Origin of the sequence: Chryseobacterium sp. CFS2, from assembly GCF_036543225.1 — a bacterium.
GTDB classification, from domain to species: Bacteria; Bacteroidota; Bacteroidia; order Flavobacteriales; family Weeksellaceae; genus Chryseobacterium; species Chryseobacterium culicis_A.
The window spans coordinates 471050-492513 of sequence record NZ_JAZHQU010000002.1 but is presented as its reverse complement, the minus strand read 5'-3'; the positions used below and the strand labels follow the sequence as shown (position 1 = coordinate 492513).

The following is a 21464-nucleotide window of genomic DNA, read 5'->3' as shown; positions in this document are numbered from 1 at the left end:
AAAATTCAAAAATGTTAAAAAAGATAATAGACCGTCCGGTACTGGCGACGGTAATATCCCTGATCATCGTAATTTTAGGGATCATAGGATTAAACCAGCTGGCGGTGACCAGATTCCCGGACATTTCTCCGCCTACCATCACCGTTTCAGGATCATATCCGGGAGGAAATAGTGAAACCGTAATTCGTTCTGTGGTAACTCCGCTGGAAGAGCAGATCAATGGAGTGGAAGATATGGAGTACATGAAATCTACCGCAAGTAATGACGGTACATTTTCCATCTCCATTATATTCAAACAGGGAGTGAATGCCGATCAGGCCGCCGTGAATGTACAAAACAGAGTACAGCAGGCCACTCCGATACTTCCACAAGAAGTTGTGAGAATGGGATTGACCACATCCAAACAACAGAACAGTATGGTACTGATATTCAATATTTATACTGAAGATAATAAACAGTATGATGAAACATTCCTGCAGAACTTTGCAAACATTAACCTGATTCCACAGGTGAAAAGGGTCAAAGGAGTAGGGCAGGCCATGGTATTTGGGTTGAAAGATTATTCCATGAGAATATGGTTGAACCCTCAGAAAATGTCGTCTTACGGACTTGAGCCGGCAGATGTTTCCAGAGCAATTGCTGACCACAGTTTAGAATCTGCTCCTGGTAAATTGGGAGAAGAATCTGATGCAGCCTTAGAATATGTAATCCGATATAAAGGAAAAAAGAACAAACCGGAACAATATGAAAATATTATTGTTAAAAATAACGGAAGTCAGGTCATCAGACTAAAAGATGTTGCCCGGGTAGAATTCGGAGCCATTTCAAATACGGGAGACAACCTTTCCAACGGGAAAAATGCTGTTACTGTAGCGATCATGCAGACTACAGGATCTAATGCCAATCAGATTGAAATAGGAGTAAATAAAGCTCTTGACCAATTGTCAAAATCATTTCCTCCAGGGATCAAATATACCAAGGTAATGAGTACCAAAGAAAGGTTGGATGAAGCTACAGGACAGGTAAAATCTACTTTGATAGAAGCCTTTATCCTTGTATTTATTGTAGTGTTTATCTTCTTACAGGATTTCAGGTCTACCATCATTCCGGCAATAGCCGTTCCGGTTGCAATTATCGGTACATTCTTCTTCCTTCTGGTTTTAGGATTTACCATCAATGTGCTGACTCTTTTTGCCCTTGTACTGGCCATCGGTATTGTCGTCGATGATGCCATTGTAGTTGTAGAAGCCGTCCACAGCAATATGGAAGGAACAGATCTTTCAGGAAGAGAAGCTACGCACAAGGCGATGAGTGAGATCACAGGAGCGGTTATTTCCATTACACTGGTAATGTCTGCAGTGTTTATTCCAATCGGGTTTATGTCAGGTTCTGCAGGATTATTCTATAAGCAGTTTGCCTATACATTAGCAATAGCGATTATTATTTCAGCGGTCAACGCATTGACGTTAACTCCCGCTTTATGTGCAGTGTTTTTGAAAAATAATCATTCAGGAGAAGGAGAAAAACCCAAAGGATTCGGACAAAGGTTTGCGGTAGCATTCAATGCCGGATTTAACAATATGACGAACCGTTATGCAAAAGGGATTCGGTTTTTAATAGGAAGAAAATGGATTGCAGGAGGATTGGTTGTCGCAATTATCGGTGTTGCAGGATGGTTAATGTCAAGCACTCCGAAGAGTTTTGTTCCAATGGAAGATGATGGGTTCTTTATGTATACCCTAAGCATGCCGCCGGGAACCGCATTAACCAAAACGACAGAAGTTTCCAATAAGATCAATACTATTTTAAAAGGGGTTGATGCGGTGCAGGAAAATACTTCCATTACTGGATATAACCTGCTTAGCAACAGTGCAGGACCAGCTTACGCAATGGGATTTGTTAAACTGAAACCTAAAAAAGAAAGAGGTGAAGTTCAGGATATTCAGGCCGTTGTAGATATGGCTAACGAAAAACTGGGAGTTATTAAAGAAGGAAGTGTGATGACCTTCAGAATGCCTCCGGTAGAAGGATACGGAATGACGAATGATGCAGAAATTGTCCTTCAGGACCGTATGGGAAGAGATCCTCAGGTTCTTAAAGCTAAAGCAGATGAACTGATTGGCCAACTGATGCAGGTTCCGGAAGTGGCATTTGCCTATACCATGTTCAGGGCAGACTATCCACAAATGGAGCTTGAAGTAAATGAAGATAAAGCCAAACAGCTTGGGGTAAGCATTTCAAACCTGTTGGGAACGGTTCAGACGTATTTCTCAGGAGATCAGTCTCAGAATTTCTCAAGATTCGGGAAGTTCTACAGAGTCAATATTAAAGCTGACGGAGTTTTCAGAATGGATGAACAGGCATTCAATGATATCTTCGTAAAGAATGAAAAAGGAGATATGGTTCCGGTAAATACGCTGATCACTTTGAAAAAAGTCTATGGTCCGGAATCCGTTCAACGTTATAATCTTTACAACTCATTAAATATCAACGTATCTCCAAAACCAGGAGTAAGTAATGGAGAATTAATGGGAAAACTGGAGCAGACCTTAAGCAAATTACCCTCTGATTACAGTTATGAATGGACAGGATTGAGTCTTGAAGAAAAGTCTGCAGGAAACCAAACCATCGCCATCTTTGGGTTGTGTCTGCTTTTTGTATATCTGCTTTTAGCGGCGCAATATGAAAGTTACATCCTGCCTCTTGCGGTAATGCTTTCCATCCCAACGGGTATTGTAGGAGCATTCTTAGGAATAAAAGCGATCGGGCTGGATAATAACATCTATGTGCAGGTAGGATTGATTATGCTTATTGGTTTGCTGGCTAAAAATGCGATCCTTATTGTAGAATTTGCCATACAAAGGCGAAAAGCAGGTCTTTCGATTCTGGATTCTGCATTGGAAGGAGCAAAGGCGAGATTACGTCCGATCATCATGACTTCATTAGCCTTTATTGTAGGGATGATTCCGCTGATGATTTCCACAGGAGGAATGGCCTCAGGAAACAAGTCAATCAGTACAAGTGCAGCAATGGGAATGTTGAGCGGAGTGGTTTTAGGAGTTTTTGTAATTCCTGTACTATACATGTTCTTTCAGTATCTGGATGAGAAATTCTCTACCAAAAAGAAGTATAATACAATAGAAAATCAATTGACAAATGAGAATATTTAATATAAAGAATTTCCTTATTTCAGGCGCAATGGCATCACTGCTGATGTCTTGTGCCATAGGGAAAAAATATACAAGAACAGATCTTCAGATTCCTGAAACTTACAAAGAACAGGTACAGGTTACAGGAGATACTGTAGTGCTGCCATGGAAGACTTTTTTCAAAGATCCTAAATTGATTGGGTTAATAGATAAAGCCCTTTCAAGAAATAACGAAGTACATGTTGCCCTGAAAAATATTGAACAGCTGGATCTGATCTATAAACAAGCCAAGCTGGGGCTGATGCCGACATTGGATTTAACCGCTGGGGCGAACAGAAGCTGGGCATCCAAAAATACCCTTAACGGCTCTCTTAATGAACAGTTTGTTGGAACAAAGTATATGGATGATTTCAGTGCTGCACTGAGGCTTTCCTGGGAAATAGATATCTGGGGAAAAGCTAAAATGCAGAAAGAATCTGCTGCTGCAGAATATTTTGGACAGAAGGAAAACTTAAATGCCATTAAAAGCAGAATTGTAGTTCAGGTAGCACAGGCTTATTATAACCTTATCAGTTTGGATGAACAACTGAAAATAGCTGAACAGAATATCGAACTCAGCAACAACACGCTTAAAATGATGAATCTTCAGTTTACGGCCGGACAGATTAATTCATTGGCTGTTCAGCAGTCAGAAGCCCAAAAGAAAACTGCCGAGTTGTTAATCCCTTTGGCAAAACAGAATATTTCTATCCAGGAAAATGCTTTGAGTATTCTTTGTGGAGAATATCCCACCGGAATAGAAAGAGAAGGAAATCTTAAAACAATGATTCCTGAAAATAGATTGTCAGAAGGATTGCCTGCCCAACTGCTGAGCCGCAGACCGGATCTGAAAATGGCAGAATTTAACGTAATCAGCCTGAATTCTAAAACCGGACTGGCAAAAGCAGCCATGTATCCAAGCATCAGTCTGAGTCCGCAAATAGGAGTGAATTCCAATAAATTCAGCTCATGGTTTGATATTCCGGGATCTATAACGAAAGCAATCGCAGCCAATCTGACAGCCCCGATTTTTCAGAAAAAACAATTGAAAACTGCTTATGAAACAGCATTAATTGAGCAGGAAAAAGCAGCTATCAATTTTAAACAATCTGTCATGACCGCTGTGGGAGAAGTTTCTGATGCTATGGCCAAATCTAAAGGTTCCTCAGAAAGACTACAGCTTTTGGAACAGAGAACAGCCATTCTGGATAAAGGAATCAATGATGCTCTGAAATTGTATAAAAGCGGTATGGCAACCTATCTGGAAGTAATCACCGCTCAGAACAATAAACTTCAGAATGATCTGGAAGCCATCAACGTTACCCTTGAAAAATTAAATGCTGAGGTTGATCTTTATAGATCGCTCGGAGGAGGAGTACAATAACACAGAACTGATCCATAATAAAAAGGAAGCTATACCTATAGTTTCCTTTTTTGCTATTCAGGAAGCAGGAATACAGCTTAATTTTTACAACAGGTACGGAATTTGCAGAAGAGTGGTGAAATTTTATATTCATTAAATCAATAAGTTATGTGAAAATTTATCTTTTTTTCAAAAATACATGCAAGATTTTTGAAAAGTGAGATTTATATAGATGAGTACTCGAAAATAATTAATGTTTAACGAAAAAGTAATGCAATGAAAAAATTGACAGTACCCCGATTTTTGATAACAGTTTTAATGGTTTTTGTAGGATTTACCTTATCCTCTTGTCTTAATGATGACAGTCCGGAAATTCCGCCTGTTAAAATGGATGACTTAAAAGGAAACTATAAAGGGAAGCTTATAATTGTGCAGGGAAATAGCAAAAGAGAAGGAGTAAAAGATTTTAAAGTAAAGAAAGATACCATCTCATTTGCCGAATTTCCAATTACCGAAATTGTAAAGACGGTAGTGAAAGATCCTGCAAAAGCAGAAGCCGCTTTAAAGACAATGGGAAAAATAAAGTATGATCTTCAATATGCAGCAGTGATTAATACTGCGAATAACGTAATAGAACTTACTTTAGCTCCTAAAGCAATGGAACTTCAGATTCCTGTAGATGGTGTTAATAAAAAAACGGTTGTAGAATTCATCTCTAAGCAAAAAGGATATTACGTAGGTATGGATCAAACACTTAGGTATGCTCTTACAGCAGAAAAAATTACAGTAGATGGTACATTGGTTACTCCTTATGAAGTGATTGACTATAATTTCCCATTCTGTATAAAAAATTAATTAATAGATATTATCATAAATGGATTGCGCTTTATTACTAAGATGCAATCTATTTTTGCTTGACAGTTTTATAACGTCCCAGTGGATACGGAGGCAGTAGCAGCATATGGAAGAAAGTAAAGAACAGATTTTGGTAAAGCACCTTCTGAAGAAGGAGGAGGCTGCATGGAAAGAGCTTTTTGGAGCTTATTCCAGAAATCTGACCTATGTATGCTCCCGTTATCTGGCAGAAAAAGAAGATGTTCATGATGTACTCCAAAACAGCTTTATCAAAATGTTCCGTTCGATAGAATCTTTTGAGTACAGGGGAAATGGTTCTTTAAAAGCCTGGATGACCCGTATTACAGTGAATGAATCTTTGAAGCACATTAAACAGAAAGGAGATTTTAAATCAGCCATTGAAGTAGATGATCTTCCGGATATGCCTAATGAAGAAGAACCGGATTTTGAAGAAATTCCCCGAGATGATATTATGATGATGATCAGATCTCTTCCTGAAGGATACAGAACTGTTTTTAACCTGTTTGTATTTGAGAAAAAAAGCCACAAAGAGATTGCCGGAGTATTGGGAATTGCAGAAAATTCTTCTGCATCACAGTTTCACCGTGCAAAAGGACTGCTTGTTCAGAAAATAAAAGAATTTAAAATGTCAAAAAAAGCACAATATGAATAATGAATGGTTAAATAACCTGCGAAGCAGAATGGACGACCATGAAGAGGAAGTGCCGGAAGGATTGTGGGATGACATCAAAGGTGAATTGTTTTCTGAAGAAGAAAATAACAGCATCCCCGGATTTATTCCTCAAGTTCATGAAGATGGGGCAGGCAAGAAAGAAAGAACCATAGGTAAAGGACAGAAATCCTTATTCTATCGAATCGGAGGTATTGCTGCTGCTATTACATTATTGTTTTTACTGATGAAAATACTGCCTCAGAATGATACAGAAAAAATCTTGTCTCATAAACCTGAAGAGGTAAAAAAAGATGATAAAAATTCTTTACAACCTATAAAAACTGAACAGGTTTCAGGAAGTGAAGTACAATCACAGGCAGATGCTTTTTTAGCAGAAAATATAGTGAAGACAGAAGATCCGAAGGAAGGATTGACACAAAGCTATTCGGCTCCCGGAAAGAAAAATGAAATAGGGAATATTCAGGATATTATTAAACTGCCAACGGCTTCAGAAGCTTTTCAGCAGGAAAGCAAAATTGCTCAGAAAGTATCTCCCGTAGACGATACTGTGAAAGAATCGGTTATAGAAAAGAATGCGGATGAGGTTCTTTTTGAACAGGAAAAAATAAAAGAATTATATGCCGAAAATACAAAGCCCAATACGAAAAAATCACGAGATAAAAAATCATGGATGCTGGGTCTGCTTACCGGTAATATTGCTTCCAATTCTGCAGAACAGCAGTTTCCCGGATATGCTTCAATTACTGGAAAAGTGATGAATGTGGAGCAGGTATGGACGACTTCTGTATATCATGATGATCCTCTGATGGCCATATTGCTTGCCAATCAAAGCCAGCCGGTAGAAGCGAGGATCAGACACAAAGTACCCGTTACATTCGGCCTTTCTGTCTACTATAATTTAGGAAAAAGATGGGGAATAGGAACAGGACTGAATTATACCAAACTGTCTACTGAACTCCATTCCGGAAGTGACAATAATTATATTAAAGGAGATCAGACGGTTCATTATTTAGGAATTCCTGTTCAGGTCAATTATAATGTCATTCAAAAAGGAAGATTTACGGGTTATATAACAGGTGGAGCTCTCGTGGAAAAACCTATATCAGGAAATATCACCACAACGTACGTTGTTAATGATCAAATAAAGGAATCTTCAAAAGAACGCCTGGAACCAAAACCTTTACAGTTTTCTGTGAACACGGCGGTAGGCTTTCAGCTGAAGCTCATTGATAAAGTAGGAATTTATGCAGAACCGGGAATAGGATATCATTTTAAAGAAGAAAATGCGCCCAATACCATTTACAAAGAAAAACCCCTTCATTTTAATATGAAATTTGGAATAAGAGTGCTGTTGGATTAATGTTGAGGATTATAAAATAACACCAAACTTAATAATCTTTATATATGAAAACAAAACTAATTTTTTTAGTGTTTTTACTATTCAGTATTTTGAATATAAAAGCACAATGTGCCCCAACAATTACCAGTGCGAGGCTTGGGCAAAAATATCCGGGAACGATCTTATTCTGTAGTACGGAAGACGAAATCCTTTCCACAACACAGACGTACGCAAGCTATCAGTGGTATAAACAGGAATGGACCTGGCAGACTCCTAATAACAATCCATGGGTAGCCATTCCGGGAGCTACATCACAGCAGTTAACGATTAATGGCAGCGAACAGTTGAATTATTTTAAAGTAATCGTTTCCGAGGGCGATTGTACCGCAGAAAGTCCAACTGCATTTGCAGACGGCTTTGTATACGGTCTTCCGGCTATGATGAGCACTTATACGCCTGGAACATATCAGGAAAATGCGGGAACAGTGAATGTCTGCAACGGTGCTTCTGTTCAGTTTGATAATATATTTCCTGTAGTATACGGAAAGCACACCTGGTTCAGATGTGTACCAAGCAGCAATCCTCCGGTAGTAGGAGATCCCTGTATCATTCCTGGTGTTGTAGGAGATACTTACGTGGCTACCAGTTCAGGAAAGTATGGATTTTATGCCTGTACGGAATATTGCCCTGATCAGTGTGAGATGTTAGACCCGTTTGCATTTGTAGAACTGAATTTCGGAGATTGGGAATTCTGCGGCAATTTGGGAACAGGAGAAACAAAAGTTAAAAACAATAATCTGAAAATCTACCCGAATCCTACGGCACAACACCTTTATATCGGGAAAGAATCAGATAAAGTTTACAAGGAAGTTATCATCATAGATATGTCCGGAAAGCTTGTCCTGAAGAAAGCTGATCACCAGTACAATCAGCCCATTGATGTCAGCCAGCTGGTACCCGGAAATTATATTATTGTTTCTAAAGGAACAGATGGCAGCGAATACAAAAATAGATTTATAAAGAAATAGGATTACATAATCTGAAGATGCTAAAATATTGATTGTGGGAAGGAAGAATGGATGTCAGACGAGGGATGTTCCTTGTATTGAAGAAGAACTAAAGTGATTTATTTTAATACTTTACGCTCATAGATACATTTCATCCTTGTTAATCTAATGACGGTCATAATTACCCCCAAAAGGAGCTCACTCTCTCTGGCATCCGCCTTCCTGACTTACACTTAATTTTTTCAGTAATTCAGATGACATAATCATTTTCGTTAGTTTTTAATAATGGTTGGGTCGGTACAAATCTCTTTGTACCGATTTTTTTATGCCCCCTTTTTTGGGTGAATGTTCTCTAGCCCTATGTTTTGCTTTTTATATGACTTTTTTCATACAGACAACAATAGAGTACAATCATGGTTTTGTATTTACATCTGAATGTAAGCCTGTTACAATTTTAAAAGGAATTTATAAATAATCCAACATTAATTATAATTAGAACAATTAAAAATAAAGCCTTTTTCCTTTGGGAGTTTACAGGTGAACCTTTAATTTTGCTATTTATAATAATTATAAATAATGAAATTGTATCAGCGTATTTTTATCTTTCTCATTTTTACCCTTACAATTTCCCTCATTAAAGCACAGGATGCTGGTTTTACAGTTCAAGGAGCTGTACAGAATCATACAATGCAGGGATTAAATGGAGTAGCTATTTTTGTTGAAAACACAAAAATAAATACAAAAACCGATCAAAACGGAAATTTCAAAATTAGTTACAAGAAGGGAGAAGCTACCTTAGTATTCAGCCTGGATGGCTACAAAAGACTCAAAAAGAAAATAAACTTCGGCAGTGGAGTATCACCCGTAAATATTCAGTTAGCTGAGGATCGTGCGGCTGTACAAGAAGTTGTAGTTCACGGCAAAGGTAAAGTAAAAGCACTGCAAGACGGTGCTTTTACTGTTAATGCTATAGATGTTGCTAAATTGGCCAATACCACGGCAGATCTTAATCAGGTTCTGAACAGAACCACAGGGATTAAAGTCCGTCAACAGGGAGGTATAGGTTCCGATTATAATTTCTCTATCAACGGAATGTCTGGTAAAGCTGTGAAATTCTTTATAGATGGCGTTCCTTTGGAAATGCTTGGAAAAGGAGTGGATCTGAGTACATTGCCTGTAAATATGGCAGACCGTGTAGAGATCTATAAAGGGGTAGTTCCTATCCATTTAAGTACGGATGCAATGGGTGGAGCGGTTAATATTATTACGCCGTCAAGCAGCAGAAATTACCTGGATGCAAGTATAAGCCTGGGTTCTTTTAATACACAGCGTATCAATCTGAATGGGCAGTTTAAAGACGATAAAACAGGAATTATCCTGCGTATCAACAGTTTTTATAACCATTCAGATAACAACTATCTGATGAAGGATATGAAAATCTGGAATGTTGCTAAAAACGAATATGAGTTAAAAGACCTGAAACGTTTTAATGACAGATATCAATCTGTTTTTGGGATGGCAGAGGTAGGATTAGAAAACAAAAGCTGGGCAGATTCTTTCTTTGTCGGAATGTCGCAATCCGTTTTTGATAAACAGATCCAGACCGGTTCCAATCAGGAAGTAGTATATGGCGGGGTAAAGCAAAACGGAGAGGCTCATAATTACTTTATGAAGTATAAAAAAACAGGACTATTCAATGATCATCTTGATGTGAATGTGTATGCAGGTTTCTCAAAAAGTGTTCAGAAAGCAACAGATACACTTATGCGTAAATATAGCTGGGATAACACTTTTGAACCTTCTGCTACAAGTGAAAAAGGAGGAAGAACTATTATCATGCAGCATGAAGACCGTCTTTACTCACAGCTAGGAGCTACTTACAAAATAGTTGAACACCACAAGCTTATCTTCAATTATGTCCTTGATTACCTTAAGAATACCACATTCAATCAACTTGAAGAGGAAAAAAAGAATGTGCCTCCGGCGAAGATGACCAAACAGATCTTATCTGTGGCATATCAACAGGAGTTTTTCAATAAGTATTGGACTAATATTTTCTTTGCTAAATACTATCAGGTAGGACTTCAGAAAATGGTTTTCGATCCGGTGACCAGAACAGATAATCCGGCAAAGGATAATTTTAGCAGTTGGGGCTACGGCTTCGCTACCACAGTAAAAATTACAAAAGGATTGGGAATAAAAGGATCTTTTGAACGCTCTTATCGTTTGGTAGAACCGCAGGAAATTTTCGGAGACGGGGTTGCTGTAACCAGTAATATGAATCTGAAGCCTGAAACCAGTAATAATGTAAACGTAGGTTTGTACTATGGCCACCATTGGGGTCAGCATGCTTTCCGTATAGAAGGGGCAGGGTATATTCGTGATACAAAGGATTTTATTTATACCGTTCCCAATTTATATAACAGTACTTTCAAATATGAAAACCTGTCTAATATCTTTACCCGCGGACTGGAGGGAGAGATAAGTTACCAATACAAAAGACTCCTGAACGTGTTAATGAATGTGAGCTACAACAAAGCTTATGACAATACAAAATTTGCCAATAACAGTGAAGATGTCGTTTCGGCTACTTACAAAAAGGATGTTCCCAACCAGCCTTGGTTATTTGGAAATGTAAATGTAAGCGTTGGTAAAGACGACTGGTTTCAGAAAGACAGCAGGATAGAGCTTTACTACGGGCTGCAGATGACAGAATGGTTCTACAAAAACTGGAAATCCTATGGAAATCCACGAAACATTCCAATCATTCCAAGACAAACCCTTCACAACATAGGGATAAGCTATTCCATGAAGAACGGGAGGTATAATCTGGCGTTCGATGTAAGCAACATTGGGGATGCACTGGCCTATGACAACTTTAAACTTCAGAAGCAGGGACGTGCTTTCTATGTAAAATTCAGATATCTACTTAAGTAAAAAGATCATGACACATTATTTCAAAAACAGTATACTTTTAATACTTGTATGTTTAACCCTTTTTAGCTGTGAACGCGAACCTGGTTCCGGCGAATCTGAAAGTGGCGAAAAAGACTATAAATATTTTTTACTTTCCGCTCTTGGAAGCTGGCCCAATACTGTACATTACATGACAGCTACCAATGACCTGACAAAAGGTGAAATGGATATTACCAAAGAAGGAGATGAAATTAACTCCAAAGGAACTTACTCCTATATTGTAAAAAATGGCTTTATCTACAACTATAAAACCGATCAGGGCATCTTCAAAAAATTTAAATATACGCACGATAGGCTGACGACGGTAAAAGAAGTGCCTTATACCTATATCAGTGATATTGCCAGTTATGTTTGGATAGATGATCATACCTTGGTTGCTGTAGGAGATACAGGAGATGGTCAGCATATACGTTATACTGTTTTCAATACCACAGACCTTAGTATTATCCGTCAGGGTGAGATTGAAGGATTTCAGCCTTTCCCAAACGCTTATAATTTCTATTCGCTGGGCGCTATGACGTATATGGATGGACAGATCTATTTGCAATACAGCTTCCGCAATGGTAAATGGCTCACTCCTGAATATTACAATTTTGCTGTAATAGATTATAATACCTTCAAAGTAAAAAATTCCATAACGGATAACCGAAGTTCTGGGGTAGCCAATGGTTCTCCTTATTTTAAAACTACTTTTACAAAAGATAAAGAAGCTTTTTATTATACATGTTTTCCACGGGCAGGAGCAGGAACAAGTGATATTTTCCTTTTCAGGGCCCTCAAAGGGGCAACTTCGCCTGATGCAGGATATCAGATCAATCTTACCAATCTTGTCGGGGGCAAGCCTTTGGAAACAGTTATCGATTATATTGGTAATAATAAAATGGTAGTTCTGTATCGTGATCCGGCATTAGGAGACAGCTACAATGGCCGATATGCTATTATAGATATCGAAACCAAGCAGTTGGTAAGGGTTCTGGACGAATTGCCGGGAGATGAGCCTTACGAACAAGGGATGTTTGTTCAGAATAACAAATTATACATTGCTGTAAATGCCAGTAAAGGAGGGAATTTTGTCTGGATTTATGATCAGCAAACTGATAAAATAACTAGAGGAATGAAGCTTCCCAATAGTATTTCCGGATTTGCCCGTTTCGATAAATTATATGACTAATTATAGCATATTTATTTGATAAAAAACCGGTTCTCAAAATTTTTGAGAACCGGTTTTTTGTTAAACTATTGTCGATACTTTGTTTAAAAAAAGCCTTGTCAAGGTTATAAACCTTGACAAGGCTGTACTAAAATGCCCGGATATAATTGGGTTAAAGTTTATAGTTGAATGAAAGCGTTACCACACGGCTGTCCAGATTGTATTTTTGTCGGATGGTAGAGCTGAAATTATTTCCTGTTACCCGGTAATTATTGGTCTTTAATAAATCCGTTACTGCAAGTTTTACGGTTGCTTTATCCTTTAATAATGTTTTAGAAACCCCTAATGTCAGGTCAAAATAAGCATCACGGATAAACAAGCCAATATTAGATTTCGAAAAATACTGTCCATTAGCCTCTGCTTTCAATCCTTTTGCAATGCTAAAGCTATTTTGTGCATTTAACGTAAATGCCAGTTGAGAACTGTTGACCGAGTAATTCTGATAATTGCCCTTATATTCACTGTTGAATATATTCAGCATAGAAGTAAGTGACCACCATTTGAAAAGCTTTGTAGTGGCTGTAATATTGGCGCCATATACATAAGATTTGTTTAGATTATCCTGAGTTTTTACGAGGATTCCTGTGTCTGGCTGATAGTTGTATACTTCTGTCATTACATCATTTGTAACACTAAAATAGGCTGATGCAATAATGTATTTTCCCCAGGTATATCCCAATTCTGTTGCGTGGGTAAATTCCGGATTCAGATTGGGGTTTCCTTGCCAGTAATTGAAAGGATCATCATAAAAGCGGAACGGATTCAAATCGAAGTGACTGGGTCTGTTGATTCTTTTACTGTATGAGGCATAAAATCCATGTTGATCATCCATCTGGTATTTGATTGATGCACTTGGAAAAAGATTTGTATAATCTCTTTTTCGTTGTTCCCCGGAAGTTTTTTGATTGATATCTGTATGGGTTATTTCTGTTCTTAACCCCAGTTGAAATGTCCATTTCGTCAGATTCAGCTTGTAGTTGGCGTACAATGCATGTATCTGCTCCTTGTATGCATATTCATTACTTGCTTTATCATCATTAATCCATTCATTATCCTGCTCTATAAAATACTCAGAAGGATTGTTATTAGACTTTATAGTAGATTTCAACCCTGTTTCCAGATTATGCATTTCGCTAAAAGGCAGGGTAAAGTCTACCTTAGCATTGAAAACCTTCAGGCGGGAAGCAATGTTGCCTCTTCTGTTGTTGAATTTCTCTGGCCCCAGATTCACCAATGCATCTGAAATCTGATTCTGACGGGAAGAAAAACGTGAAGTTTCGTATTCCAGATCCACATCTACCTTATAATCCTTATCATTTAAGATATGCGTACCTTTTAAATTATAGGTATAATCGTACCAGTTTTCCTTGCTTTTATTATCTGAAAGTACATGAGCAAACAGGTTATCTATCGGCTGGAATATTCTGTTTTCCCCTTTCGAAAAATCTTCATATCGTCCTATCTTAGCATCAAATAAAGCACCAATAGTTGTTTTGTCGCTAAAAGCATAATCAGCGCCAAACTTAAAGTTATTAGAAGTTAAAGGCTCATTGGTCATCGAATTCTGATCTGTTCTCCTGGTTATTTGTTGAGGTTGCTTTTCATCGAAGAAAATCTGGCTAAAGTTTCGTCTTTCTTCTTCGCCACGAAAAGTATAGCTGTAGTCTCCATGTAGAGAGAGTTTATGATGAGTATAGTTCAGGCTCAATCCTGTATTTATTCTGCTTTTACGGCCTCTTCCTCCGTTCAGATAATAGTTGCCACTCAGTCCCTCTGATGAGCTTTTTTTCAGTACAATATTAATGATGCCGGCATTTCCCGCAGCATCATATTTAGAGGAAGGATTGGCAATTATTTCAATATTTTTTACCAGTGTGGAATTGGTAGAACGCAGCAGGTTAGCAAGTTCTTTTGCTGACAGCGAGCTCAGCTTACCGTTAATCATTACACTTACTCCTTTTTTGCCTCGTAATGAGAGTTCACCTTCTTGCGAAACTACCACACCGGGAGTTTTGCCAAGCAGTTCCAAAACAGAAGTGCCATCAGACAACACACTATTCTCTACATTAAAAATCATTTTATCAGCTTTTTGCTGGAAAACGGCTTTACTCCCTTTTACTACGATGCCGCTGATCTCTGAGATTTTATCCGTTTGTATAGAATCGTTCTGGCTTTCAGTTTGTCCGTAGGCATTCAGACTCGCCATTAAAGGTAGCCATATATAGTGTTTCTTCATGATAATAGATTTAGGTTGTTGGTTTTTTTTTATTTTTTCTTCCCCACCAGATCATAAATCCGGTTATGGGCAATGAGGCACAGAATAAACTCATGATAAAGGCCAGAATTTTTCCGGGCATTCCAAAAAAAGCTCCCACGTGTAGATCATACGTAGCATCTGTAGCTCTTTCAGCCATAGGTTTGTCTTCGTGGGGATGGTTAAATAAAAGCTTCCCGGAATGCTCATCGAAAATCATCATCGAAGACTCGGCATAAGTGAATTCCTTATCCTTGATCCATATGCTTAAATTATCGTGTTTGTGATCTGCTTCAGCATGGTCTTCCAGATCAAGTCCAAAAGAATAAGCTTTTGGATAATGAGTTTTTACCTGTTCTATGATACGGTCTATGGTTGTTGCAGTCTCCACAGATTCGGGAGCGGTTGTTTTATATTGACTGTAATCTGGGGTAGCAGTGGAAAAGCCATTGAGTAATGCATATACCCACACCTGGGTAATCCGGAACGAATACATAATACCGGTAATGGCTACAACAATCGCCAGAAAAGAGGCGTAAAAGCCAAGGATATTGTGTACGTCATAATTTTTACGTCGCCAGCCTTTTACCTTCTCCCAACGGAACCATAGACGCTGTTGACGCATTTTTTTATTCTTCGGCCACCATAGGATAATTCCGGTAATCAGCATTATGACAAAGATGATGGTAGATATTCCCACGATAGTACCGCCAATTTTATTGCTTAGCAGTAATGAGCGGTGCAGGGTCATGCAGATAAAGAAAGGATTATTTTTTACATCATATATGGCAAGTACCTTTCCTGTGTATTGATTGACATAAACGTTTTTAAAAACAATGAAGGTATTGAAGTGATTCCAACCTTCTTCATTAACTTTAATCAGTCCGAACTGATAAGAGCGGGCGGGATCTATAGGAATAGTTACTTCATCTGTTTTTACGATTTCACTTTTCAGCTGGGCATTCACAATATCTTTTAACTCGCGTATAGGAATTGGCTTCTTATGCTGAATATCTTTTTCTCCATGAAAGGTCGTTTCCTTGCGTAATGCAGCGGTAATGTCCTCATTGAAAACAAAAAATGCACCTGATAAAGAAACTATCAATACAATAATACCTGAAAACAATCCGAGCCATAAATGAGCTTTCAGAATATATTTTTTGAAGGTCCCTTTGGATTTTTTATGACCGGTCTGTTGCATTTTATATCTATTTAGTCTTATTAAAAATAAATAAGTCACAAATATACCTTTATTTATATTAATTCTAAACAAATAATAAGGCTTTATTTCTCCTTTAAAACCTGATTTTTATTAGCAGGTATGCTATCCGAGCCATATGAAAATCTTAATAGTCTTGAAGAATCTATCCCAATGCTTTTTTATTGATATCTTTTTAGATATACTTATTTACATAGAAAATCATTAATGTAACTTGCAGATTTTCAAAATACTATATTGTTTATTTTTACTTCAAAAACACACCGTGCTGATCAAAATTTATGGAAGTGCCATTCATGGAGTGGCCGCACAGACCATTACTATTGAAGTAAATGTAGATACCGGAGGAGTAGGATACCATCTTGTAGGTCTCCCCGATAATGCGATTAAAGAAAGCAGCTACAGAATCTCTGCAGCACTGAAAAATGTAGGATTTAAAATTCCCGGAAAGAAAATTACCATTAATATGGCTCCTGCCGATCTCAGAAAAGAAGGTTCAGCATATGATCTGAGTATAGCGATCGGGATTTTAGCTGCTTCAGATCAGATTTTGGCAGAAGAAATTGAGAATTATATTATTATGGGCGAGCTTTCTCTCGACGGAAGCCTGCAGCCTATTAAAGGCGTTTTACCTATTGCTATTCAGGCAAGAGAAGAAGGCTTTCAAGGAATTATTCTCCCTAAACAAAATGCCAGAGAAGCTGCTATTGTCAGTGACCTTGAAGTATATGGGGTAGAAAATATCAAAGAAGTTATTGATTTCTTTAATGAAGGAAAACCACTTGAAAAAATGACATTGGATACCAGAAAAGAGTTTCATGAGAAGATCAACAATTTTCCTTTTGATTTCTCCGAGGTTAAAGGTCAGGAAACCGCCAAAAGAGCAATGGAAGTTGCAGCAGCAGGCGGTCATAATATCATTTTGATCGGTCCGCCCGGAAGCGGAAAAACGATGCTGGCCAAAAGAGTTCCCAGTATTTTACCTCCTTTGACATTGAAAGAAGCGCTGGAAACAACGAAAATTCATTCTGTAGCCGGGAAAATAGTGTCAATTACAAAAGTAAATGATAATATACAACTAAAAATGATAAACTTACAATATTCATAATAATATCATTGTATTAGTGCAACATGAAATACCGTGTTTTTACTAGATATTTATTCACTAATTTTTAAGAATTTTAGCGCAATTGTATATTTTCTCAAAAATAATACATGAATTACGGTTTACCGTAAAAAGTTATAAAGATTAGATATTAATTTTGATATAAATCACTAAAGTATGTGGAATGACAACGAATCTCTTTCGGACTATATTGATTATAGTTATTTAATGAAAGCAGTAACAACAATAATTGATAAAGATAATCTATTGCCTTGTAGTATTGGAATTTATGGAGATTGGGGAAGTGGAAAGTCTAGTTTAATGAAAATGATTGAAAAAAAATATGAAAATGAAGAAAATATTTTGGTAATTAAATTTAACGGATGGTTATTTGAGGGATATGAAGATGCAAAATCTGTATTAATGGGGCGGATTGTAGATGAAATAATAAACAAACGAACATTTTCCGAGAAAGCTATTAAATATGCGGCTAAATTATTAAAAAGAATAGATTGGATTAAAGTCGCAGGATCATCGATGAAATATGGAATGAGTTTTTTAACATTAGGACCGGTAGGACTTGCTGGGGTGTCATTGGCTGATGCAATGGGGAAAATGAGCGATGGGGATTATGAAAAATATATAAAAGAAAGACAAGGAAAAGAAATAGAAGACTCAGACGAGAGTTTGAGAAATAATATCCAGGAATTTCACAAAAATTTTGAATCACTTATTGATGAAACAAAAATAGACAAAATTATAGTATTTATAGATGATCTTGATCGCTGTTCTCCTGATACAATAATAGGTACTCTTGAAGCGATTAAGCTTTTTTTATTTACGAAGAAAACGGCTTTTGTAATTGGAGCAGATGAAAGATTAATCAAATATGCTGTTAAAAGAAGATTCCCGGAATTAGCTGGGGAAAATCTTGAGATAGGTAGAGATTATCTAGAAAAGTTAATTCAATATCCTATTCGAATTCCCCCTTTAAATAAAATAGAATTGACGACATATGTTAATTTGTTATTTTCTCAATTATATTCTGTAGATACAGATGATTTTGAACTGAGAAGAAATGAGGTTATAAATGCAAAATCAACAAATGGATTTGATTTTGCCTTAGACCAAAGTAATATTTCTGATTTTTTTCGTATCGGTAATCAGGAGTTTGAAGATGCAATTGCTCTTTGTTCTCAGATAGTACCGGTTTTGAGCACTGGTTTAAATGGAAACCCTAGACAAGCAAAAAGATTTCTTAATACTCTGTTAATAAGAATTAGCATGGCTTCTGCAAAAGGAATAGAATTAAAGAAAAGAGTGCTTGCAAAATTAATGTTGTTAGAATATTTTAAGCCAGAAACATTTACAGATTTTCATGATATTCAAGCAGAGAATAATGGTGCTATTCCTCTGATAGATAAGTTAGAAACAATTACTTATGGACAAGAAAATGCTGAGTCTAAAGATACGTCAGAAGGAGATGAAGCAAGCTCAGAAGAGAAGATATTATTAGAAGATAATTGGATTGTTGAGTGGATCCAAAGTGAACCTAAATTAGGAAAAGAAAATTTACAACCTTACTTCTATTTCTCTAGAGATAAATTAACAATTAGCGCAGTTAATTTTCAGCGTATGACCCCAAAGGCACAAGAAACAATTCGGAGATTATTAGGTGATTCTGAAATCGTTCGTAAGTCTGCAATAAAATCACTAAATACATTATCTTCTAGCGAAGCAGCATCTGTTTTTGAAGCTTTGACAGAAAAGGTGAAACAGGAAGAAAATCTTAATGACAGCAAAGCTTTTAAAGCATTATTTTATTTATGTGAGGAAAAATCAGATTTGAAATCACAAGCTATTACTTTTCTTACAAAATATCCAGACCATAAATTACCATTAATCGCTATAACACTTACTGATAGGCTATTGAGGACTTCTAATCCTGAAGCTTTAAACCATCTTTTTAGTGTATGGAGTAAATCTGCTAATGAAAACTTTGCAAAGATTGTTAGAAAAAAAATAAAATAATTAATAAATCATGGGAACATCAGCTTCAAACGGGGGACCAACAGGATCTCCACCACTTTTACCTGATTGGTTTAATCCTAATCCACCAGAAAGAGAACAAAATGAACAACAACCGGAAACCGAAAATAATGATCTTGAGAATGATACGGCAAATAATGATCAGCAAGAAGAGCAATCTCAAGATGAAGCTTTAGAACAAATAAATCCATTGAATCAATCCAAAGATTGGGGGAAATCTAAAGGAGCCCTAACGAGGCTATCAAATGCAAGATCTGGAGCATCAATTAGAAAGGCTGGCAAAAATTATGTAAACAGTTTAGGCGGAAGTAGAGGAGCAACAAGAGCCGCTGTGCAAGGTGTAATAACAGGTAAAAACTATGCGAACTTCTTAGGAAGTATAGCTGAAGGAGGGATAGCAAATGCTTTACAGGGGCTCGGAATAGATGAGTTTATTGGGAGAACCTCGGAAGAGGTTTGTATAGCAATAGCTAACGCATTAGCACCAATTGGAGCTACAAATGATGAAGCTATAGCACGTGAAGCTCTTATCTCGACCTTGGACTCATTGTATGGGAAAATGCAAGAAGAAGGAAGTGATTTTACAAGTATAAGCCAATTAAATCTAGAACAAATAAAAGATACACTTATTGAGTTTGTTAGTAACTATATTTTTAATAAATGGATGTATGAGCTTGGTGGAGCAATTGAAAGAGGTGATGTTACAGAAAGAGAAGTTATAAATTTAGAAATACAAGTTAAAGATTTTATTCGAGCTGAGACAATTGAGAGATATCGAGATATTCCAATTGAAACATTTAATTTAAATGATCGTGTGAATTACATAATAATAGAAGAAATTTTTCAAACTGCATACTCAACTCTTGAATAATGAAAACAAAAAATATAATAGTAAAAATACATAGCTCTGATACATTTCAATATGCTGAAGATCAGCAAGAAGACGTGCTGGAAATTCAGCTTGATCATACAGATGTGAATAAAATGGTCAAGGAAAATATATTAAGAGATCTAAGTCATTCAGGTCTTGTACCCAATAATGTAATTTATGACTTACTAAATTTTGCCCTTGCCATATACACGATTGATCAGGTTGTATCAAGAAAGAACAATGGTTTTCAAGGATGGTCTAGATATTTCATTGTCAATTTTCCAGTACAAGATTTTGAAATTTGGGATGCTGTAAGTGAAGAGTTCAACAAATATTTAAGCTTTTTAAGTGGGGATAAATGGGAATTTGTATTCAGACAGAGTGAAGAAATTAGAGATTTTGTATTGCCAGAAAATAGAAATCCAAATGGTATTACAAAAGTATCATTACTTTCAGGTGGTCTAGATTCGTTTATTGGAGCAATAGATCTTCTATCAAATGGGGAAATACCATTTTTTGTAAGTCATCACAAAACTTCTGAAAGCAAAATTCAAGATAAAGTTTTAGGGGCTTTAAAAGCTCAGTTTGGCAATACAAGTTTTAAATCTCAAAAATTTTGGGTACAGCCAAATCAAAAAAACTCTACAGCAGAAAAAGAGAACTCTTCAAGAGCTCGCTCTTTCTTATTTATAACACTTGGGGTTGCCGTTGCTAATAGTATTGGTGATGGTATTCAGATGATTCTTCCAGAGAATGGTCTTATTTCACTAAATATACCTCTTACAAAATCAAGGTTTAGTAGCCACAGTACAAGAACTACCCATCCGTTTTTTGTGGATGGATTAAATAGTATATTTGAAAAATTAGGAATAAACAATAAAATTGAAAATCCTTATAGGTTTAAAACTAAGGGTGAAATGATATTGCAATGTGAAGATATTGACTTTTTAAAAGAACATATTGCCACAACAATGTCATGTTCCCATCCAGAAAATGGGAGGTTTTTAGGAAGAGAACCTCTTAATTGTGGATATTGCGTTCCGTGCATAATTCGTCAAGCATCCGAGTATCAAACTGGAGAAATTTTCACAACCTATGCAATTGGAGATGTGAGAGAATCGGTTCCGTCTCAAAAATATAAAAAAGGTTCTGATTATCGTGCATTTAAGATAGGATTAGAAAAATTATCAGACATTAATAATGAACATTCACTAGCTTTGCAAATTATAAGATCAGGTCCTATTCCTTACTCCACTTTAAATGAACTAAATGAATACATATCAGTTTATCAAAGGGGTATGTCAGAAGTTGAACAATTTTTAAACAGTTAAATG

Annotated in this window: 13 protein-coding genes and 1 pseudogene; 12 read left to right on the top strand and 2 right to left on the bottom strand. The window is 36.8% G+C overall.

All coding sequences use genetic code 11. The features are described from left to right. Positions 1-11: 11 nt before the first annotated feature. The 8 genes from ODR02_RS05560 (at position 12) to ODR02_RS05525 (ending at position 12593) form a co-directional block, all read left to right on the top strand. The gene (locus ODR02_RS05560; RefSeq protein WP_309511810.1) at positions 12-3170 is read left to right on the top strand and encodes an efflux RND transporter permease subunit; all 3159 of its coding nucleotides are present in this window, start codon (positions 12-14) and stop codon (positions 3168-3170) included. After that, positions 3157-4572, top strand: coding sequence for an efflux transporter outer membrane subunit (locus ODR02_RS05555; RefSeq protein WP_209786418.1), 1416 nt, complete (start codon positions 3157-3159; stop codon positions 4570-4572). The genes ODR02_RS05560 and ODR02_RS05555 overlap by 14 nt, the downstream gene beginning before the upstream one ends. A 255-nt stretch (positions 4573-4827) precedes the next feature. Next, positions 4828-5406 carry a DUF4840 domain-containing protein gene (locus ODR02_RS05550; protein WP_309511809.1) on the top strand — a complete coding sequence of 193 codons (579 nt, stop codon included), beginning with the start codon at positions 4828-4830 and terminating at the stop codon, positions 5404-5406. A 106-nt stretch (positions 5407-5512) separates the two neighbouring features. After that, positions 5513-6079, top strand: coding sequence for an RNA polymerase sigma factor (locus ODR02_RS05545; protein ID WP_105683017.1), 567 nt, complete (start codon positions 5513-5515; stop codon positions 6077-6079). Then, positions 6072-7460, top strand: a complete 1389-nt coding sequence (locus ODR02_RS05540) for a porin family protein (protein WP_309511808.1) — start codon at positions 6072-6074, stop codon at positions 7458-7460. The genes ODR02_RS05545 and ODR02_RS05540 overlap by 8 nt, the downstream gene beginning before the upstream one ends. Positions 7461-7504: 44 nt before the next feature. Further along, entirely contained in the window at positions 7505-8467 is a 963-nt protein-coding gene (locus ODR02_RS05535) for a T9SS type A sorting domain-containing protein (protein WP_209786415.1), read from the top strand. 555 nt (positions 8468-9022) lie between these two features. Beyond that, positions 9023-11383, top strand: coding sequence for a TonB-dependent receptor (locus tag ODR02_RS05530; protein WP_309511807.1), 2361 nt, complete (start codon positions 9023-9025; stop codon positions 11381-11383). Positions 11384-11390: 7 nt separating this feature from the next. After that, complete coding sequence (locus tag ODR02_RS05525; RefSeq protein ID WP_309511806.1) at positions 11391-12593, top strand: hypothetical protein; 1203 nt, start codon at positions 11391-11393, stop codon at positions 12591-12593. A gap of 151 nt (positions 12594-12744) precedes the next feature. On the opposite strand, the gene ODR02_RS05520 is transcribed toward ODR02_RS05525, so the two are convergent. Next, the gene (locus ODR02_RS05520) at positions 12745-14868 is read right to left on the bottom strand and encodes an outer membrane beta-barrel family protein (RefSeq protein WP_309511805.1); all 2124 of its coding nucleotides are present in this window, start codon (positions 14866-14868) and stop codon (positions 12745-12747) included. 10 nt (positions 14869-14878) lie between these two features. Continuing rightward, complete coding sequence (locus ODR02_RS05515) at positions 14879-16087, bottom strand: PepSY-associated TM helix domain-containing protein (protein WP_309511804.1); 1209 nt, start codon at positions 16085-16087, stop codon at positions 14879-14881. Between the two features lie 283 nt (positions 16088-16370). Here ODR02_RS05515 and ODR02_RS05510 point away from each other — a divergent pair. From ODR02_RS05510 to qatC, 4 genes and pseudogenes are all read left to right on the top strand, one after another. Further along, positions 16371-17168, top strand: a pseudogene (locus ODR02_RS05510) (YifB family Mg chelatase-like AAA ATPase); the annotation flags it as partial. A 219-nt stretch (positions 17169-17387) separates the two neighbouring features. Continuing rightward, positions 17388-19241 (top strand): KAP family P-loop NTPase fold protein, encoded by a 1854-nt coding sequence (locus ODR02_RS05505; RefSeq protein ID WP_331835072.1) that lies wholly within the window; start codon positions 17388-17390, stop codon positions 19239-19241. A gap of 10 nt (positions 19242-19251) precedes the next feature. After that, positions 19252-20130: a Qat anti-phage system associated protein QatB gene (qatB, locus tag ODR02_RS05500; protein WP_309511802.1), complete on the top strand. Its 879-nt coding sequence runs from the start codon at positions 19252-19254 to the stop codon at positions 20128-20130. Beyond that, entirely contained in the window at positions 20130-21461 is a 1332-nt protein-coding gene (gene qatC / locus ODR02_RS05495; RefSeq protein ID WP_309511801.1) for a Qat anti-phage system QueC-like protein QatC, read from the top strand. Before qatB ends, qatC begins: the two co-directional genes overlap by 1 nt. Positions 21462-21464 lie beyond the last annotated feature (3 nt).

What these genes read in the sequence shown, in the direction of transcription:
- ODR02_RS05560 (WP_309511810.1), top strand. Translation starts at nt 12, where the DNA reads ATGTTAAAAAAGATAATAGACCGTCCGGTACTGGCGACGGTAATATCC.
- ODR02_RS05555 (WP_209786418.1), top strand. Translation starts at nt 3,157, where the DNA reads ATGAGAATATTTAATATAAAGAATTTCCTTATTTCAGGCGCAATGGCA.
- ODR02_RS05550 (WP_309511809.1), top strand. Translation starts at nt 4,828, where the DNA reads ATGAAAAAATTGACAGTACCCCGATTTTTGATAACAGTTTTAATGGTT.
- ODR02_RS05545 (WP_105683017.1), top strand. Translation starts at nt 5,513, where the DNA reads ATGGAAGAAAGTAAAGAACAGATTTTGGTAAAGCACCTTCTGAAGAAG.
- ODR02_RS05540 (WP_309511808.1), top strand. Translation starts at nt 6,072, where the DNA reads ATGAATAATGAATGGTTAAATAACCTGCGAAGCAGAATGGACGACCAT.
- ODR02_RS05535 (WP_209786415.1), top strand. Translation starts at nt 7,505, where the DNA reads ATGAAAACAAAACTAATTTTTTTAGTGTTTTTACTATTCAGTATTTTG.
- ODR02_RS05530 (WP_309511807.1), top strand. Translation starts at nt 9,023, where the DNA reads ATGAAATTGTATCAGCGTATTTTTATCTTTCTCATTTTTACCCTTACA.
- ODR02_RS05525 (WP_309511806.1), top strand. Translation starts at nt 11,391, where the DNA reads ATGACACATTATTTCAAAAACAGTATACTTTTAATACTTGTATGTTTA.
- ODR02_RS05520 (WP_309511805.1), bottom strand. Translation starts at nt 14,868, where the DNA reads ATGAAGAAACACTATATATGGCTACCTTTAATGGCGAGTCTGAATGCC.
- ODR02_RS05515 (WP_309511804.1), bottom strand. Translation starts at nt 16,087, where the DNA reads ATGCAACAGACCGGTCATAAAAAATCCAAAGGGACCTTCAAAAAATAT.
- ODR02_RS05505 (WP_331835072.1), top strand. Translation starts at nt 17,388, where the DNA reads ATGTGGAATGACAACGAATCTCTTTCGGACTATATTGATTATAGTTAT.
- qatB (WP_309511802.1), top strand. Translation starts at nt 19,252, where the DNA reads ATGGGAACATCAGCTTCAAACGGGGGACCAACAGGATCTCCACCACTT.
- qatC (WP_309511801.1), top strand. Translation starts at nt 20,130, where the DNA reads ATGAAAACAAAAAATATAATAGTAAAAATACATAGCTCTGATACATTT.